Origin of the sequence: Methanobrevibacter sp. (genome assembly GCF_045539575.1) — an archaeon.
In the GTDB taxonomy this organism is placed as follows: domain Archaea; phylum Methanobacteriota; class Methanobacteria; order Methanobacteriales; family Methanobacteriaceae; genus Methanocatella.
Window position 1 is genome coordinate 1 of sequence record NZ_JAZQFM010000036.1, and the last position, 17667, is coordinate 17667.

The 17667-nt window shown below is 37.3% G+C and carries 22 protein-coding genes; 11 read left to right on the forward strand and 11 right to left on the reverse strand.

Annotated features, from left to right (window positions below; translation table 11 throughout):
• On the reverse strand, positions 1-620 hold a 620-nt coding region (locus ACKI30_RS04910), incomplete at its 3' end, for a transposase (RefSeq protein ID WP_407410390.1).
• A 201-nt stretch (positions 621-821) separates the two neighbouring features.
• Here ACKI30_RS04910 and ACKI30_RS04915 point away from each other — a divergent pair.
• Positions 822-2363 carry a phenylalanine--tRNA ligase subunit alpha gene (locus ACKI30_RS04915; protein WP_407410392.1) on the forward strand — a complete coding sequence of 514 codons (1542 nt, stop codon included), beginning with the start codon at positions 822-824 and terminating at the stop codon, positions 2361-2363.
• Positions 2363-3136 carry an exodeoxyribonuclease III gene (locus ACKI30_RS04920; protein WP_407410394.1) on the forward strand — a complete coding sequence of 258 codons (774 nt, stop codon included), beginning with the start codon at positions 2363-2365 and terminating at the stop codon, positions 3134-3136. The genes ACKI30_RS04915 and ACKI30_RS04920 overlap by 1 nt, the downstream gene beginning before the upstream one ends.
• 22 nt (positions 3137-3158) lie before the next feature.
• Here ACKI30_RS04920 and ACKI30_RS04925 read toward each other — a convergent pair whose 3' ends face one another.
• Positions 3159-3851, reverse strand: a complete 693-nt coding sequence (locus tag ACKI30_RS04925) for a TIGR02253 family HAD-type hydrolase (RefSeq protein ID WP_407410396.1) — start codon at positions 3849-3851, stop codon at positions 3159-3161.
• A gap of 36 nt (positions 3852-3887) precedes the next feature.
• Positions 3888-4571 carry a DNA polymerase domain-containing protein gene (locus ACKI30_RS04930; protein ID WP_292740161.1) on the reverse strand — a complete coding sequence of 228 codons (684 nt, stop codon included), beginning with the start codon at positions 4569-4571 and terminating at the stop codon, positions 3888-3890.
• A 189-nt stretch (positions 4572-4760) separates the two neighbouring features.
• Here ACKI30_RS04930 and ACKI30_RS04935 point away from each other — a divergent pair, with 189 nt between their 5' ends.
• The 7 genes from ACKI30_RS04935 to ACKI30_RS04965 all read left to right on the forward strand — a co-directional run bounded on the left by ACKI30_RS04935 (position 4761) and on the right by ACKI30_RS04965 (position 8497).
• Positions 4761-5108 (forward strand): hypothetical protein, encoded by a 348-nt coding sequence (locus ACKI30_RS04935; RefSeq protein ID WP_407410398.1) that lies wholly within the window; start codon positions 4761-4763, stop codon positions 5106-5108.
• Between the two features lie 80 nt (positions 5109-5188).
• Positions 5189-5464: a hypothetical protein gene (locus tag ACKI30_RS04940; protein ID WP_407410400.1), complete on the forward strand. Its 276-nt coding sequence runs from the start codon at positions 5189-5191 to the stop codon at positions 5462-5464.
• Positions 5465-5472: 8 nt separating this feature from the next.
• Positions 5473-5712: a hypothetical protein gene (locus ACKI30_RS04945; protein WP_407410402.1), complete on the forward strand. Its 240-nt coding sequence runs from the start codon at positions 5473-5475 to the stop codon at positions 5710-5712.
• A gap of 194 nt (positions 5713-5906) precedes the next feature.
• Entirely contained in the window at positions 5907-6281 is a 375-nt protein-coding gene (locus ACKI30_RS04950) for a 30S ribosomal protein S8e (protein ID WP_407410404.1), read from the forward strand.
• Between the two features lie 134 nt (positions 6282-6415).
• On the forward strand, positions 6416-7435 hold the full coding sequence (hypE, locus tag ACKI30_RS04955; protein WP_295161509.1) for a hydrogenase expression/formation protein HypE: 1020 nt from the start codon (positions 6416-6418) through the stop codon (positions 7433-7435).
• A 9-nt stretch (positions 7436-7444) separates the two neighbouring features.
• Positions 7445-7843, forward strand: a complete 399-nt coding sequence (locus tag ACKI30_RS04960; RefSeq protein ID WP_407410407.1) for an RDD family protein — start codon at positions 7445-7447, stop codon at positions 7841-7843.
• A gap of 30 nt (positions 7844-7873) precedes the next feature.
• Positions 7874-8497 (forward strand): hypothetical protein, encoded by a 624-nt coding sequence (locus tag ACKI30_RS04965; protein ID WP_407410409.1) that lies wholly within the window; start codon positions 7874-7876, stop codon positions 8495-8497.
• Here the strand turns inward: ACKI30_RS04965 and ACKI30_RS04970 are convergent.
• Positions 8494-8961, reverse strand: coding sequence for a thermonuclease family protein (locus ACKI30_RS04970; protein ID WP_407410411.1), 468 nt, complete (start codon positions 8959-8961; stop codon positions 8494-8496). The two genes, ACKI30_RS04965 and ACKI30_RS04970, sit on opposite strands and share 4 nt — an antisense overlap.
• A gap of 2 nt (positions 8962-8963) precedes the next feature.
• A complete protein-coding gene (gene cas4, locus ACKI30_RS04975; protein ID WP_407410413.1) occupies positions 8964-9656 on the reverse strand; it encodes a CRISPR-associated protein Cas4 in 693 nt (230 codons plus the stop codon).
• A gap of 86 nt (positions 9657-9742) precedes the next feature.
• Here cas4 and ACKI30_RS04980 point away from each other — a divergent pair, with 86 nt between their 5' ends.
• Complete coding sequence (locus tag ACKI30_RS04980; protein ID WP_407410415.1) at positions 9743-10603, forward strand: SPL family radical SAM protein; 861 nt, start codon at positions 9743-9745, stop codon at positions 10601-10603.
• A 35-nt stretch (positions 10604-10638) separates the two neighbouring features.
• Positions 10639-11910 (forward strand): DEAD/DEAH box helicase, encoded by a 1272-nt coding sequence (locus tag ACKI30_RS04985; protein ID WP_407410417.1) that lies wholly within the window; start codon positions 10639-10641, stop codon positions 11908-11910.
• On the opposite strand, the gene ACKI30_RS04990 is transcribed toward ACKI30_RS04985, so the two are convergent.
• The 6 genes from ACKI30_RS04990 to ACKI30_RS05015 all read right to left on the reverse strand — a co-directional run bounded on the left by ACKI30_RS04990 (position 11911) and on the right by ACKI30_RS05015 (position 17437).
• Positions 11911-12714 carry a winged helix-turn-helix transcriptional regulator gene (locus tag ACKI30_RS04990; protein WP_407410428.1) on the reverse strand — a complete coding sequence of 268 codons (804 nt, stop codon included), beginning with the start codon at positions 12712-12714 and terminating at the stop codon, positions 11911-11913.
• A gap of 62 nt (positions 12715-12776) precedes the next feature.
• Positions 12777-14183, reverse strand: a complete 1407-nt coding sequence (gene recJ / locus ACKI30_RS04995; RefSeq protein WP_407410419.1) for a single-stranded-DNA-specific exonuclease RecJ — start codon at positions 14181-14183, stop codon at positions 12777-12779.
• A 5-nt stretch (positions 14184-14188) separates the two neighbouring features.
• Positions 14189-14458, reverse strand: a complete 270-nt coding sequence (locus tag ACKI30_RS05000; protein WP_407410420.1) for a signal recognition particle subunit SRP19/SEC65 family protein — start codon at positions 14456-14458, stop codon at positions 14189-14191.
• Between the two features lie 8 nt (positions 14459-14466).
• Positions 14467-15564, reverse strand: a complete 1098-nt coding sequence (gene glf / locus ACKI30_RS05005; RefSeq protein WP_407410422.1) for a UDP-galactopyranose mutase — start codon at positions 15562-15564, stop codon at positions 14467-14469.
• Between the two features lie 6 nt (positions 15565-15570).
• Positions 15571-16674 carry a glycosyltransferase gene (locus tag ACKI30_RS05010; protein WP_407410424.1) on the reverse strand — a complete coding sequence of 368 codons (1104 nt, stop codon included), beginning with the start codon at positions 16672-16674 and terminating at the stop codon, positions 15571-15573.
• Positions 16667-17437 carry a uroporphyrinogen-III synthase gene (locus tag ACKI30_RS05015; RefSeq protein ID WP_407410426.1) on the reverse strand — a complete coding sequence of 257 codons (771 nt, stop codon included), beginning with the start codon at positions 17435-17437 and terminating at the stop codon, positions 16667-16669. The genes ACKI30_RS05010 and ACKI30_RS05015 overlap by 8 nt, the downstream gene beginning before the upstream one ends.
• Between the last annotated feature and the right edge of the window lie 230 nt (positions 17438-17667).

A 17667-nucleotide genomic window follows, 5' to 3' on the forward strand; every position in this document is an offset into this window, starting at 1 on the left:
GATTTTTCTATTTCTTTTACTGTTTCTTTGAATTTTTCTTTGTCTGTTAATGATTCTGGAACAGTATTTCCAGATTCATCTCCAAGTTCTTCATCTTCTTGTTGATCTCTTTCAATACTTTTTTGGAGGTGTTCTTTCATGATTTTGATTTGGTTTTCATCTGTTAATTTGTTAATAAATGTTTTTGCTTTGATTTTAGTTCCGTCCAAGCTCAAATGATGGATTTTTATTAAATCATTATCTTTTGCAATTTTAATGGTTGTTTTGAATGCTTCGTCGATTAAATCTGAATATTCGACTTTAAATCTTGCTATTGTCCTGTATGATGGTTTTTCCATTGCTGCAAGGTACATATATGCAATGTCTGTACGTGTTTTCCTCTCAATTTCTCTTGAAGATAATCCTCCATCGAAAACGCTCATTAAAATGAGTCTAAGCAATAATTCGCGCGGATAAGCAAATTCACCAGGAGTTCCACGAAACTCCTGGTTCGCTTTCGAACAATCAATTAAATCAACCACATTTTTAATAAAATAACACGGATGATCTTTAGGAATCAAATTTCGCAAGTCCAACGGGACTAACATGCTCTGATTAATATTATCATCTTTCAAAACCATGAATAAAACAACCATAAATATTAATATCTATAATAAAAGATTGTACTTCATAGTATATAAAATTAAAGAAAAATTAAGCAAAATAAAATTAAAAAAATAGTGACTTTGTGTCACATCCTCTTTTTTTTAAAATAACATTATCTTTATAAATCATTTTAGACATATATTATTATATTATTAATCTTAATGTATGGTGTTTAAATGAGTGAGGATATTAAAAAAACCATTAACGAATTGCATATTTATGAAAAGAAACTTTTAAAAGAACTAGAATCTAATTCTGAAATTACTCCTGAACAGATTGCTGAAAATACTGGCATGGATATCAAATCCGTCATGAGTGCAGCAGGTTCACTCGCTTCAAAAGACATTATTGAAGTCGACAAGGAAGTTCAAAAAACATACTCCTTAACAGATGATGGTCTTGAATACGCTGAAAAAGGACTTCCTGAAAGAAGAATCCTGAGAGTATTGGCAGACAAAAAAGAGATTTCCATGAAAGACCTTGCTAGTGAAGCGGGCATTGACAAAAAGGAAACAGGCATTGCGCTTGGATGGCTGCGTCAGAAAGATTGGGCTCAAATCGATAAGGGAGTTCTTAAAATCACTGAAATGGGTAATGAATTTGTTGACAAAGCGGGCATAGATGAAAAAGTGCTTGATTATCTTCAGGCCAATGTTGATGGAGTTAAACTTTTCACAGATGATTTAATGGACGGATTTAAAAAGTTAACCGGTAGGAAAAATATTTTAAACATTAAAAAAGAAACCTCACACTCTTTTAAACTCCTGCCAAAAGGTGAAGAAATCCTAAAAGTTGGATTTACCATTCAAGAACAGGCTACTCAGTTAACTCACCAGCAATTAAAAGACGGTGAATGGAAAAACTTGCAATATCGTCCATATGACATTAACGCTGAAGCGCCAACAGTATTTGCAGGTAAAAAACACCCATTAAGAGTTATCATTGATGAGATAAGGGAAATCTTTTTGGACATGGGATTTGTTGAAGACAATGGAGAATATGTCGAATCTGCATTCTGGAACTTCGATTCTCTTTTCCAACCTCAAGATCATGCTGCACGTGAAATGCAGGATACATTTTATCTTAAAAATCCTTTAACATGTGACTTGCCTGATGACGATCTCGTTAAGCTCACTGCTGAAACTCACGAAACCGGTGCGGATACCGGTTCCATCGGATGGCAATATGACTGGAGTGAAGATATCGCTCGCCAAAGTGTGTTAAGAACCCACACTACAGGAATATCCACAAAACACCTGTTTGAACATGAGCCTCCAATCAAAATGTTTTCAGTAGGAAGAGTATTCAGAAGGGAAACTTTCGACTACAAGCACTTGCCTGAATTCCACCAGGTTGAAGGACTTGTATGCGGACCTGACATCAGTTATCAAAATCTTTTAGGTGTTTTAAAAGAGTTCTACAAAAAACTCGGTTTTGAAGTAAGATTCAGACCTGCTTACTTCCCATACACATATCTGTCTACCGAATCCGAAATCTATCTCGAAGAGAAGGAAAGCTGGATTGAACTCGGTGGTGCTGGAATGTTCAGGCCTGAAGTGTTAAAACCTTTAGGAATTGACCAGCCTGCTTTAGCATTCGGTATGGGTATTGAAAGACTTGCAATGATTAGATACGGTGTTGAAGACATTCGTATGCTTTACAAAAGTGACATCAACTGGCTTCGTGAAGTGCCTCTCGACAATGGGGTTAGATTATAATGTCAATAAAGCTGGTTTCTTGGAATGTGAATGGAATTAGGGCAGTCTCAAAAAAGGATGAATTTTGGGACTGGTTTGACAGCACTGATGCAGACATCATCAACTTTCAGGAAGTAAGAGCAACCCAAGATGATATTCCAAAGAAATTGGCTGACGTTGAAGGATACCATCAATGTTTCAATGAGGCTGAAAAGAAAGGATACAGCGGTGTTGGAACATACTCAAAAATAGAGCCTGTTGAAGTTGTCAAAGGTTTGGGCGTTGAGGAGCTTGACAGTGAAGGAAGGGTATTGAGAATAGAGTATCCGGACTTTTTCCTCTACAACATTTACTTCCCAAACAGCGGCATGAATGCCAAAAGGCTTGATTTTAAAGTTGATTTCTGTAACGCTTTGCTTGAACAGCTTGTGGAGCTTAAAAATGAAGGTAAAAACGTTGTAATTACAGGCGATTATAATATTGCCCACAATCCGATTGATGTTTACAATCCTAAAAACTGTGAAGGAAAATCAGGATACTTGCCTGAAGAGCGCGCATGGCTCGACCAGCTTGAAGAGTCAGGTTTTATAGACACTTTCAGAATGTTTGACGAAGGCGAGAACAACTTTACATGGTGGAGCTACAGGACCCGCGCACGTGAAAGGAATGCCGGTTGGAGACTTGATTATTTCTATGTGAATGAAGAAATTAAAGAAAATGTCAAATCAGCAGAAATTTTAGCTGATATCTATGGTTCTGATCACTGTCCGGTAACCCTGGAACTTGAATTTTAAAAAAATAGTGGATTTTGGTGAGTTATAATATTGTATCAACATCACCAATATCATCAATAATTGTAATATCTAATTTTTCTCTTTTTATATATTCCCTGTCGTCTTCTGTAACATCGGAATTTACTAATATTGCACTTAATCCTGCATTGACTGCACCTAAAGCGTCTGCCTTAAATTTATTTCCAATCATTACTGATTTTTCAGGATTTCCATGCATCTTTCTTAAAGCAACATCAAAGATTAGCTTTTGAGGTTTTTCCTTTCCGACTTCTTCAGAGGTGATTACTTCATCAAAAAATGAGTGTATGTTGAGTCTTACCAGTTTTTCCCATTGTTTTATTGTAATACCATTTGAAATAACTGCTAAACGATAGCCTTGGCTTTTAAGATAGATTAATGTGTCGATGGTTTCTGGAAATGGTCTTAAAAGTGCCATTTTAACATTGTGGTATGTAATCATCCCGAGCGCTACAAGCATTGGATCTTCATGGCCGAGCACAACCTGGGTCAATACGTTGAAGTGCCTTCCATAGTTTGATCCTTTCTCACGTATAATTGTTTTTAAAACACCGTATGCTTCATCCTTATCAAGAGGCAATCCATTGTCCACCATTAATCCGATTGCTGCTTTTCTTGCGGTTTCAGCAAAATCAGTAGTGTCCAATAGGGTTCCGTCTATATCGAAAAAAACAACACGGTCATCTTCATTAATCATATAATGAATATTATTTCTTTAAAATTATTTAAGTTTTTAGAAAAATGCATCTAGACTTTGCTGGACTTCACCGCGCGCCATGTCCTCCAGGTCATTTTTCGTATATCCGAAGGCATACATTATTCTTTCAACAGCCGGAATGAGCTGGTTGTTGATGTAGTAGTCCTTGTCATATACATAACCTTCGCTGTATTCATAAGGAACTGCACGCTGACTGATTGAGCCTTTTCCCTTAACGATTATATACTGGATGATGGTTCCTCTTGTCACTTTAATGCCGTGCTCCTCAATTTTTCTTGCAGCAACGACATGAGGTCCGACCTGCTTGTACTGGTCAAGAGGCTTTGTGATTTGGGTGTGGATGATGAGTTCCTTGTTGTCAACATCACCTTTCTTGATTCTTTTCAATACCTTTTTAACGGCTTTGATAGCTTTATCAGCATCCCCTTCTTTCAAAATTGCCATTAAAATGTCTTCTTGGGTTTTTTTAACAATCGGAGCCCAGTCTCTTCTGACCAATTCCAAACCTTTAGCAATGATTTCTCCGTCTTCAATAACTGCATATCTTTTTTTGCTTACAAAGAATCCTCTTCTGTAAAAGCCTTCATACTCAAGCTCCATGCTTTCCGGAAGTGTGGAATTAAGATATGTTATGAATTTTTGGGCTTGCTCTTTTATTTCGGCTTCTAGAGCCAATTGTTCTGGGCTTTCCTTAACCACTATTTCACCTATTAATAAGTATATTGCACCTTCTTAATATTTGTTTTCAATGCAATTATTCATAATTATTTCAATTTTATTGCTCTGAAATAGCTTTATTTATTCAAAAAATTTCATATATTACTTTTCAAATGCTCTCGCGGTTTATTAATATGTTATACTATCCAATGTTTATTTGAGGTTGATAACATGGAAAAAGAAACTTTGATTTCAAGTTATGATGAGATAAACGATACCTTCGTCGGAAAAATTGAAGGCAAAAATGGATACTGTGCAGATTATGGCATATCTGAAGGGATTTACCTGATTGTTGATAAAAATAATTTGCCTACTTCAGTCCTGGTTGATAGGGCATCTGAAGTGTTCGATGTGTCTAAAAATTTCATGGAAAATCCCAACATTAAAATAGGCATTGACTGTGACGGCGTCTGCTTATGCTTTTCAATTTTCATTGAGGAGCTGAAGGTCTGTTCAGTCAAATGCAAAAACACATTTGGAATTCCTGAAATTAGTTTTGTGATGGATAGTAACTCCTAGTTACTAATCCATTAACTTTTAAATATAACTAATTAAATAATATTAGTAAATGAAAAATTTCAATTTTTAGGAGTGATAGTTTGCAAAATCAAGATATTGATATTAAACCTGGCGATGAGATAGTGATTGTCGTGCCTGAAAGCGATGATGATGAAATCGTTATAGACCTTGACGAGTTGGGTATCGATTTGGAAGCATTGGGTGATGATGTTAATATTGTAATTCAGGTGGAAGGTGAAGAGTCAGAAGATGAATTCATTTTAGATGATGACGATGAAATTGTCGAGCCTAATGAATGGTATTTTGATGATGATCCCTATGAAATTGTTTACTATGAATTCCCTGATTTTGACTAGGTGATAATGTGGAAGATGTTCCGTACTATATTTACGATGATGATGAGGAAAAATCACATGTCATGAATCCTGACGGTGAAGCATACATTGACGATGGCGATTTGAAGGAATTGCTCATTGACATGCTTGGAGATGATGTTCCCGAAGAGGAAATCCAGAAAATACTCAAGGCGGCATCAGATGAAAATCTTTCCGAAGAGGACTTTGACAAGCTTGTGGATGATTTTATTTTAAATCACAAATCCTAATTTTTTCTATTTTTGGCTTAAAAATAAAACATTTATATATAATGATAAAGTAATATTTTATTATCATTATTCTTTAAGGCTCTTTTTTGCTCTCAAAAATTAGGCTATTAATTATCTTGCGAATAGTTTTAATTGAAAAGAGGCTTATTGACTGCGATTATTATATTATAGATTATATTTATTTAGGTGAAATAATGGCAATTTCTCAAGGAAAATCAACAAGAAGTCCATCCGGTGCAAGAAACGTTGCAAACCGTGGAAAAAGGAAATCTGAATTAGGAAGAGATCCTGCAGAAACTAGATTAGATGAAAAAAAATTAAGAAAAATTAGAACCAGGGGCGGAAACGAAAAACTAAGATTAGCTACTGGTAATAAAATCAATGTTACTGATGCAAACGGTAAAACCCAAGTATTAGACATTCTTGGTGTAATCGAAAACTCTGCAAACCCTAACTACGTAAGAAGGAACATCATTACCAAAGGGGCTATTGTAGAAACTCCTGAAGGTAATGCTAAAGTAACATCCAGACCTGGTCAAGACGGTGTTATTAACGGTGTATTAATTTAAGTTTTTTACTTAAATTTTTTCTCTTTTTTTTTAAAACTTTTTTTCAAAAGTAAACAATTTTTTTCAAAAATTAACTATAATTATATACTTGTTTTAACATATTAATATAATGATAATTTATATTAGGAGATATGATGTCAGACGATAAAATTAGTATGAATCATGGTGCTGGTGGAGAAGTAATGGCTAATTTGATAGCTAGCACCGTATTAGATAATCTCACCAAAAAAAGTGTTAACGGTGGTATTAGTTTAGATGCATTAGACGATGGGGCTTCAATTCCTTTAGGAGACTGGGAAATTGTAGTTACCACAGACGGTCACACTATTGATCCATTATTTTTCCCTGGTGGAGACATTGGAAGAATTTCCGCTGCAGGAACAATTAATGATGTTTCAGTAATGGGTGCACGCCCATTAGCGATTTCTAATGCAATTATCATGCAAGAAGGATTTCCGATTGATGATTTGGATAAAATCATGAAATCTTTAAATGCTACCTGCGAAGAAGTGGATGTTGCTGTAATTACCGGTGATACCAAGGTAATGCCTCAAGACAAGCTTGACGGAATTGTTATGGTTACCACAGGTATCGGAATTGCCAAAAAAGGCGAAGTAGTCCGTGACTCTACTTTGGAAGTTGGAGATAAGATTATTGTCACAGGTAGCTTAGGTGACCATGGAATGAGTTTAATGTCATTCAGGGAAGGATTCGGATTTGAAACTGATTTGAAATCTGATGTGGCTCCAATGTGGAATATTATCAGTAAAGCATTAGAAATTGGTGGAGTTACTGCAATGAAAGACCCAACCCGTGGAGGTTTTGCAAATGCAATAAACGAAATGGCATCAAAAGCAGGTGTCGGAGTAGTTTTAGAGCAGGACGCTATTCCTATCAGGGAGGAGGTTCATGCAGTATCTGAAATGTTAGGTATTGATCCATTTGAAGTAGCTAACGAAGGAAAAGTTGTCATGGGAGTTAAAGCCGATAAGGCTGAAGCAGTCCTTGAAGCGATTCGTGGCGAAAAATATGGTGAAAATGCAGCTATAATCGGTGAAGTTGTTGAAGGAGATTATGTTGTAATTAACACTCCTATCGGTGGTGAGAGAATTCTTGAGGCACCTATAGCTGACCCGGTTCCAAGAGTATGTTAAGGTGATTGCATGGCAAGTGTTTTTTCAAGAAGAATAATCGCATATGTACTTGATTTTTTTGTAGTTTCTGCATTTATGTGGATTATATCCTTTTTGGTTTCTCTTGTAGTAAGCCCTATTGACCTTGGTTCAGTTTATGTCGCATTCCCAATTATTGCACCTATATTAGGATTTATTTACTTCGTATTTTTAGAAAAGGCTAATGGTGCTACCGTAGGTAAAGCATTAATGTATCTTGAAGTAAGATCCAGAAACGGTTCAAATATTAATTGGGCACAGGCTATTGTACGTAACCTAACTAAAATCTATTGGGTTCCTATAATATTTGACTGGCTTATTGGAAGAATAATGAACACCGACAGATTATTCGGAAACATTACAAAAACAGTAGTAATAAATATGATTTAATCATATTTTTTTTTATTTATTTAGAGTTTTATGATAAAAAAAGTTCAAGTTCTCTGGTATTTGAATAAGGAAGATTTGGAAAATTATTGCATTGATTTTAAAGAGTATAAATCCCACAAACTCGAGGGATATGAAATCTGCGAAGTTGATGAGGATTTAATTTATGATTTGTGTGATAGAGACCCTGACAGATTAGAGCCTATAGGGTACTTTAAAAACATAAAGGAAATTGAAAACTATTTGTCTGACACCATTACCAATAATGAATACGAGTTGGAGATAGGTTCTCCTGAACTCGACGGCAAGATTAAAGAGGCCATCGATAATATTGAGTTTTCCGGTGAAGATTACTATATATCCATTGATGATGGTGAAAGGATAGCAAGCTGGTTTGATGCATTAAGAAGGGAATATAACAGTTCCTCAAAGGATAATGTATGGGTTTTGGCGGTAACCGGCTATGACCCTTATGACTTATCATTAACAGGCAGAACATTATCATATGTTCTGGCGGATATTTTAAACTTAAATGAGTCCTCACTTGACAGTCTGATTCCGAATAAGGGACGCATCACTGTTGAGGAGTGGAATTCCATTCTTGATAAAATATATAAGAAAAATAAGATTTATTTAGGTTTAAATAGGGTTGTTTAGATTTCACCCTTTTTAAACTCACTAGGCTCGAAATAACTGATTTTTGCATGGTTGCTGTCAATCAGCTCTCTGTTTACATCGCTTGTGTTAGTGTATACGATAGCTAATGTGCGGCCGTACTTGTCCTGCGGCTGGGCATCGTCAACATCAAGATAAACTGTTTTTCCAAGGCACAGCTCTTCAGTGAACTTTTTGGCATCGCTGAATCCTGACTCGTTCATGTCGGGTGTTTTAACCTGTGTAAGCTGAACCTTTCCGATGCCGTATACTTGAATTGTGTTTCCGTCAATTACCTCAATGCATTTTCCTGCATTGTCATAGTGTATTGTCTTGTTTCCAACGCTTATTGTTCCGGTTGTGTTTTCTATTTTGTTGTTGTCATCGAGGAGCGCATTGGCTAGTGTAAGTCCAAGCCCTATCAAAAAAATAATTAATAAAATGATTGAGATTTTTTGCTTGTTCATAATTACTCTTTTTTGTAGTGTTCGCAGTAGCGTTTGTATCTGCATGATCTGCATTTGTTCGGATTTTTAGTAGGCACAAATGGTCTTGAACCGTCTAAAAGGCCATGCACTCTTTCAATTGTAAATTTGATTTCCTTTTCAACTTCAGGAGTAAATATTTCAATCCAAAATAGATTGTCTGTTCCACGTTCCCTCAGTGCTGATTTTATTACTCTTGTGTCATTTGTCATGCTTTTATATGCAAGCGCATATGCCCTTACCTGGTTCATTGTGGAGAAATATGGTGTACGTCCAGGCTTGTCATCGATTATCACGATTTCATCAGGCTTCATCCATATCTCATCGATATATCCCCTGATTCCAAATTCAGGTGACACTACCATACATTCCCTTGACATTGATGCAGTCTCTTTTGATGCTTCAACTGCCTCTTCAAAAGTTGCAGGTGTTGAGTCCTCTTTGAAAATTGTTTCAAGCTGTTTGTGAATTTCACTTCCGTGTGTCATTTCAGGAGTTGCGACAGTTTCAATGCCTTTTAAGTATTCGAGATATATCTGGTATTCGCAATATCCCTGTTGATTTAGCCAACTAATCGGGAAATTGTTTTTACCATCAATAATTTGGACGCCTTTGATGTCAGGATGGTCTTTGGTTTCGTATTCCTTTTCATATCCAGTAATGTTTTTCTGTTCCATACATTAACTTTGTAATTTTTGATATAAGTTACTTTTCAAATGCTCTATGCATTTCTTTAAATATCAATTTCAATAAAATAATCTCCATGCATTATGTAACGTCAAAAGGCATTCTCTCGAAAAACAACGGGATGAATCTATACAGGGGCTGCACCCACGGATGCATATACTGCGATTCCAGAAGCAAGGTCTATGGGATGAACCATAAGTTTGAGGACATCGAGGTTAAGCAAAATTCCCTTGATCTACTTAAAAAGGAACTTAGGAGAAGGTCTCCCGCAATGATCGGAACCGGGGCGATGACTGACCCATACATTCCTCTTGAAAGCCAATTGGAATATGTCAGAAAATCCCTGAAGTTGATTTATGATTATGGATTTGGATTTACCTGCATCACCAAGTCTGATTTGATTTTAAGGGATTTGGAAATGCTTAAAAAGATCAATGAAAAGACAAAGGCGGTGGTGCAGATGACGCTGACTACTGCAGACGATGATTTGTGCAGGATACTGGAGAGAGACGTGTGCCCGACATCAAGGCGTATTGAAGTCCTCAATATTTTGAAAAGAGAGGGCATTCCGACTGTAGTGTGGCTATGTCCGATACTTCCATACATCAACGACACCGAAGAAAACATTAATTCCATTCTTGACATGTGCATTGACAGCGGAGTTAAGGGCATAATCTGTTTTGGAATGGGACTGACGCTGAGGGACGGCAACAGGGAGTATTTCTACTCAAAGCTTGATGAGAGCTTTCCTGGCCTTAAGGAAAAATATATCGAAAGATTTCACAATAGCTATTCCCTTCCGTCCCCTAGGGAAAAGCAGTTGATGGATATCTTCAATAAAAGAACCTCCAGTGAAGGCATTTTGAATAATCCCGATGAGATATTCAGATATCTGCACGAGTTTCCTCAAAAATCATATCAGTCAAAACTAATCTAAATTTATAAATAGCTATTTTTTTAAATATTAACATAATGAATTTTGAGGATTTATACATTTCAGATGAAATAAAAAATGCAATCGGCGATATGGGATTTAATACATTAACTCCTATCCAGAAAATGGCAATACCAGATATTTTAAAGGGTCTGGATGTTACAGCGCAGGCGCAGACAGGTTCAGGAAAAACCCTTGCATTCGCAATTCCGATTTTGGAAAATATTTTCATTGATGATAAATCCCCTCAGGCCATCGTGCTGTGTCCGACAAGGGAGCTGTGCCTTCAGGTGGCAGGTGAAATTGAAAAGGCAGGCTCAAAAATAAAAAAACTGAAAGTTCTTGCGGTATATGGCGGTCAGCCTATAGGAAAACAGACAAGAGTCCTTAAAAAGGGAGTTCATGTCATTGTCGGAACTCCAGGTCGTGTGATAGACCATGTTGAAAAGGGCAATCTGGACTTGACCGGAATCGAGAGGGTGGTTCTTGATGAAGCCGATGAAATGCTCGACATGGGTTTCAGGGATGACATTGAAAGAATTCTTGATGAGGCAAGATACAGAAAGCAGACATTAATGTTTTCGGCAACCATCCCAAAGGAGATAAAGGACATTGCAAAGAATTATCAGGACAATCCGAAATTCATGAAGGTTGCCAATAAAAAAAGGAATATTCCTAAAATTACTCAAATTGCCTTTAGGACAAACCATAAATACAAGTTTGATGATTTGGTCAAAATAATTGAAGTTTATAATATCAAGTCTGCTTTAATTTTTTCAAACACCAAAAAAGGCGTAGATTTTATTTTTAAAAACTTAAAGAAACATGATTATTCATCCGAAGCTCTGCATGGGGACATGACTCAAAAGGTTAGGGACAAAGTCATGAACAAATTCAGAAACGGAAATGTGAGCTTTCTGGTTGCAACCGATGTGGCGGCAAGGGGACTTGACATCTCCAATCTGGATTATGTCATAAACTATGATGTTCCTCAAAATTATGATGCATACGTTCACAGAATCGGAAGAACTGCCAGGGCAGGAAACAGCGGATATGCATTTACGCTGGTTTCAAAAGAGGACAATAACAATTTTAAAAACATCAGCAAAGGAAAAATCATTGTTAAAAAGCTTCCCTCAGACAGTGAGCTTGAAGAAATAATGATAAAACAGGTTTTGGATGATGTTAGGGTTTCAGTAAAAAAAGAGGATTTGGATAAGTATTTAAAAGCTATAAAAAATAGTTCGTCTGCAGATATTACTCCTGAAGAGATAGCTGCAGCCTTATTAAAAAAGATAAGGGAAAATTAATTATTTTGCCCCATCTATGATATTGAATTTAATTTTTTCGTTTTCAAGTTCACGAGTGAATGCTTTACTCATTTCACCAACACATATTGCAAGAATATTCAATCCTTTACGTGCGGCATTTGCAGATGCTTGCGGAGCAGCATATTCTATGTCTAAAGGTATTTCCAATTTATTTACAACAGCACGTGCAACTGTTCCTGCTACAGCAACCTTGTCGAACTTATCTCCGCTGTTGGTTCCTTTATCATAAACATTTTTGATTAGATTTAAGTCACAGGCTTTGGATCCGCCATCTTTGATTGTCGGAAGGTTAATGACAGTAACTTCACCGACGCTCATGTCAATGATTCCTGTAAGGTTGGTTAAGGACACGTCCATGTTTGCTTCTGCGTCATCAAGGACAACTCCTGTCGCATTTTCTTCTTTTTTGTGAGCGTATAATACTCCATCTTCCATGTATAATCCGACAATGTCATCTTTTTTCAAATCTTCTTTTGCAATAGCTGGCCAAATGGTTTTGTAGTGGTTCATGGTTTCCAGAACTGAATCTGAATATTTCCTTAAGCTGATTGCATCTTTTTTGACTTTGTCGATACCTGCCTGGGTAATCTTATAAGGTGATCTTCCATCTTTTGATGTGATATATCCTTGCTCAATTAATGTTTTAATGTTTTCTGAGACTGCTTGAATTGTTATTCCTAATGTATTAGCCAAATCTTTTTGTTTGAGGTGTGGATCTTGTTTAGATATCTCACTTAGTATTTGAAAATGTGTGAGTGCACCTCTTTTTTTAAATGATTTCATCATTATATCATCCCTCAATTAAACTTGATATATTTATATTTTATATTTTAATATTATATAAATTAAGTAGTTAGAAGCCCATCTAATTTTTCATTAAATAATTCAAGGAACTCTGATTTTTTTTCAATTGGAATATAGGCACCACATGCCATTGCGTGACCTCCGCCACTTCCACCGACCTCTGCTGAGATTTCACGGATAATATTTCCGAAGTGAATTCCGTCATATGAAAGCAATCTTGAACATCTCAGTGAAACCTTAAGTCCGTCGTTGTCGGTTTGTGTAAATCCTATAATTGGCTTTTTCCAGTTGCAGTATCCCAAAATCATCCCTGTTATTGTTCCGACAATTTCAGGCTTGATTCCGTCGCCGTCAAAGTACTGGAGGTTTTCCATTTCAATGATGTTGGTCTCATCGCCTTCCGCAACTTTTGCAATTGATGTTGCCAGATTGTATCTGTGGGTTTTGCTCACGCTTTCAAGCTCATCAAGCGCCACGAATCTGTCTCCTTTAAGCACTTCCATAGCCACTTTTTCCTCCTTGTTTCTTCCGCAAGCGTTCATTGCAGTTGAAAACTCTGAACCGTCCCTCAGGAAACTGTCATAATCCTCTTTAAGGAATGTGTATGAGTCTCCAAGGATTAATTGCGGCAGGTATGGTATGTATTTTGGAGGCACTGCCTTTGAGAGCATTCCCATCATGTACTGGAACACTTTTCCCTTTTCCTCCTGGGTGAGTTCATTCAGGGTTTTGCGGTTGTGCTTTTCATCGATTCCAAGCTCTTCCAGAACTGCCATTGTTTCGGTTGTGTTGTTTGTAATAGGGAGTTTTACATCACTGAAGTATGAAAGTGCGACAAAAAGCGGCCTTGTGTTTCTGCCGTAGATGTTTAGGTCACCTTTATTCAGTTCGAGGTATCCTCCGTCTATTGCATCCTGCTGGATAATCTCGTTGAGGCCTTCCAGGTGTCCTGATTTCTGGTTTTGCATATCTCCTATTGCTGATAGAACTCCAATCCAGCTTAAATCGGTATAACCGAATTCCTTTGCAAGAAAATAGCATAATCCTCCGCCGCAGACGTAATATGATCCGTCTATTCCGTGGTGGAGAGGGTTGATTTCCAGATAGGTGTATGGCTTGTCGTCTTTATAGTCAAGTTCCCTTAATGGAGGGTGGTGGTCCAGGATGATGATTTTCTGGCCGTCTTTAGCATTTGTTGTAATGTGCTGGCCGGAACCCAGATCTGAAAATATTGTCAAATCATGGGTAAGTTCAATGTCATCCAGAACGTCCAGGTTCACGAATTCTATTTCGTGTTCCTTTTCCTGTCTGTCTAGTATGGTTGATAAGATTGCGCCTGAACAGATTCCGTCGCAGTCAATGTGAGAGTATACCTTAATATCCTCGCTCGCTTTAATGAGCTGGGCCGCTTCACGGTATTGTTCAGACATCAGTTGTGGTATTTGCATATTAATCAGTTTCTAATCTCTTTAATTTTTAAGCTTACTTCTTTTAATAATTCAAGTTTTGTGTCTTCCCATTCGACAAGAACTCTTCCGGATTTTTCATACCATTTTCCAGGGTATGCCCTTTCCTTGTCGGTGTTGAATTTCAGTCCCATTCTTTTTAGGGCTCTTTCAATTTCGGAAATGCTTGGTTCAGCAACAGCTATTTCCTTTGACACTTTTCTGCCTTCACTTATGGATAAATTTTTATCCAGATACTGTGGCCAGATTGTAATCATTTAATCACCTATTTTATTTGATTTTCAAAGACTTCCAATGCTTCCTTAACTACCAAATCCATGTTGTAGTATTTGTATTTTGCAAGTCTTCCTAAAAATATCACGTTTTCCTCTTTTTCCATTTCAGCTTCGTAGAGCTTGAACTTGTCAAGGTACTCTTGGGTAGGGTAAGGGTAGCATTTCTCACCGTTGAATCCAGGATATTCCTTCATGATTGCGGTTTTGCCTTCCACTTCCTGCCAGGTCAATTTCTTGAACTCGGTAATCCTTGTAAAGTAAGGGTCGTTCGGATGATTGACAACGGCAACGTCCTGATATGAATCCTCATCCAAAATTTCATATACGAAGTTCAGGCATCTGTAAAGCAGCTCACCGTACTTGTAGTCATAGAAATAATCGATAGGTCCTGTGTAGATTAAGGTTTCATAATCTATCTTGTCGATGTAGTCCTTATAATCAGCCTTAAGTCCCACATGGATCTTGTCGGACTTGATCATGTTTTCACACATCTTGGTGAACCCTTCCTTAGGCATTCCCTGATAAGTGTCTGAGAAGTACCTGTCGTCATGGTTGAATCTGAAAGGGATTCGGGATATGACAGTCGGGCTTAGATTTGCTGCGGATGTTCCCCATTGCTTTTCAGTGTAGTTTTTGAAAAGCTTTTCGTAGATGTCACGGCCCGCATTTTTAAGCACGACATCTTCGGAAGATTTTACCTCATCGATGTCTTCCTTGTGCTCTTCAATCCATTCCTTCATGGAATTTTCATCCAAATCCAAATCGTACAATGCATTCAGGGTGTCGATACAGATTGGCATTGGTACGAGTTTTCCGTCAACGTAGCTCAATACCCTGTGCACGTAGTCATTCCATTCTGTAAATTGTGAAAGGTAATCGTGAACTTTTTTCTCGCTTGTGTGGTAGATGTGAGGTCCGTATTTTTGAATCAAAAGACCGTCATCATAAAAATCATATATGTTTCCACCGATATGGTCACGTTTTTCTATAATCAATACTTCTTCATCCAGTTCGTTTGCAATTCTTTCAGCTATTGTAAGACCGGAAAGTCCAGCCCCTACAATCACGTATTTATAAAATTTAGCCATAATTTTTTACTCCTTTGAAGTGAATATAGCGGTTTCAAGTGCTGTTGTTATTGAAGACATTAGCATCTTTGATTTTAAGTCTTTGTTGTGTATTTTTTTAAGTCGTTTAACTTTGCCAAGCAACAGCTGGTTCTCGGCTTTGGTAAACGGTGAGGTTTTCCACATGTGTGTCCAGTGAAGCAGATGAGGGTTCAGTGACACGTTCTGAATCTCTTTGGAAAATCCTTCAGTTTGCTTTCTGCAGTAAATATAGGCTTCCATAAGTTCATCAAGAAGCCTTACATTAACGTTATTTGTGATTGACTTGTCGTTTGGAAGGTCACGGATGTAATAGTCGTAGCTCATGAAATTGTTCAGAAAAACGATACCGTCTGCCTTTAAAAGCGCTTCCAGTGTGAATGCCATGTCGTCTCCTGAAACGAACGGCTTGAAACGGATGTCATTGTCCATAATCAGTTCCCTTCTGTAGATTTTACACCATACTGAAGGCTGTATTTTCAGCAAATCCGGTTCCTGTTCGATGTTGTCGACATGGATGATGTCTATCGGCCCGTCTCTTGGATATGTAACTTCCAGGGTTTTGCCGTAAAGGACTCTTTCAACTACATTGTCCCATAAAACGTCTGGAATGTCCAGAAAGTTTGCAGACTCAAAGGTCTCGTCAGGATATGCGCTTTTAAGGTCTGCCTCATAAGGTGAGTATGACTCCTGGACATATCCTCCGTATTCGAATATTCTTCTGAATCTTGCAAATGCCACATCGACATCGTATTTTTTGACTGCCTCGTATAATCTTTCGCATGCATCAGGTGTGTATCTGTCGTCAGGATCTAAAAACATGATGTAATCTCCTGTTGACGCTTCAATACCTGTATTACGTGGGGTGTGAGCTCCTCCACTGTTGGTTTCATGGTGTATTGCAACGCAACAGTCATATTTTTCAGCATATTCGTCAATGATTTTATCAGACCCGTCAGTTGAGCAGTCGTTAACCATGATAATTTCCAGATTTTCATTACCGATTGTCTGGTTTATTAGAGAGTCTATGCCTCCTCTTAGGTGAGGTCCAACATTAAAAATTGGTAAAATAATGCTTATCTTATCATTCATTTTCCTCTCTCCAAGTCTTGAATAGCAGTTCCATCATGTCAGGAACTGTATAAGTGTCAGGGTAAATGTGGGCAATATTGTATTTGTCAAGCACTCTTGCTGTAATGGGGCCGATTGAAACTGTCAGCAGGTGGTCATTTAGAAGCTTTGCGAGCTTTTGCTTGTCGTCTGCAACTTCAAAGAAGTTTTCAACGGTAAGTGGGCTTGTGAATGTGATGGCGTCAATTTCACCATTTTCGATTTTTTCAAAAAGTTCTTTAATGGCCTTTTCATCCATTGGGAACAGTGACTTGTATGCTTCTGCAAGAATAATTTCATTTCCAAGTTTTTCAAGTTCCTGTGGAAGTATCGGTCTTGCTGAAGCGGTTCTTGGAATTCCGATTACTTTGCCTGTAATTCCACGTTTCCTGAACTCCTCAATCAGACCTTCCGCTGTGAAATCCTGTGGCATCAAATCAACTGTGAGGCCATTCTTTTCAGCCAGCTTTCCTGTCTTGTTTCCGATTACTGCGAGTTTGCAGTTTAGATTTGGAATGAAATCCGGATAAAACTGGTTCAGTGAAACAATTGTGGTTGGGGATGTAAAAACAATCCAATCAAGTTCATCCTTTCTTGCCACCAATTCCTTCAGGGAGTCGGTGTTTACAGGCTGTAAATCCAAAGTAGGAGCAAGAACAGGTGTTCCTCCTAACTTTTCTACAATTTCACAGGCCTTTTTAGCCCTGTCTTTCGGCCTTGTTATTGCAACAACGGGTTTTGACATTTTATATTACCTTCACTAATTTATGAGTACGGTAGAATTTTACCATTGTACCCTTCATACTTTATAATAATTAAATATTTAATTAAACTATTAATTAAATTTTTTTCAAAAACAGTTGCTGTTGAAAATATTTTCATACAATGATTTAAAACATAGGTAATGCGTAAAAAAGAAAGTAAATGAAAAATTAAAAGTCTTAAATGGCATTGTCAAAAATTGTCATGATATAA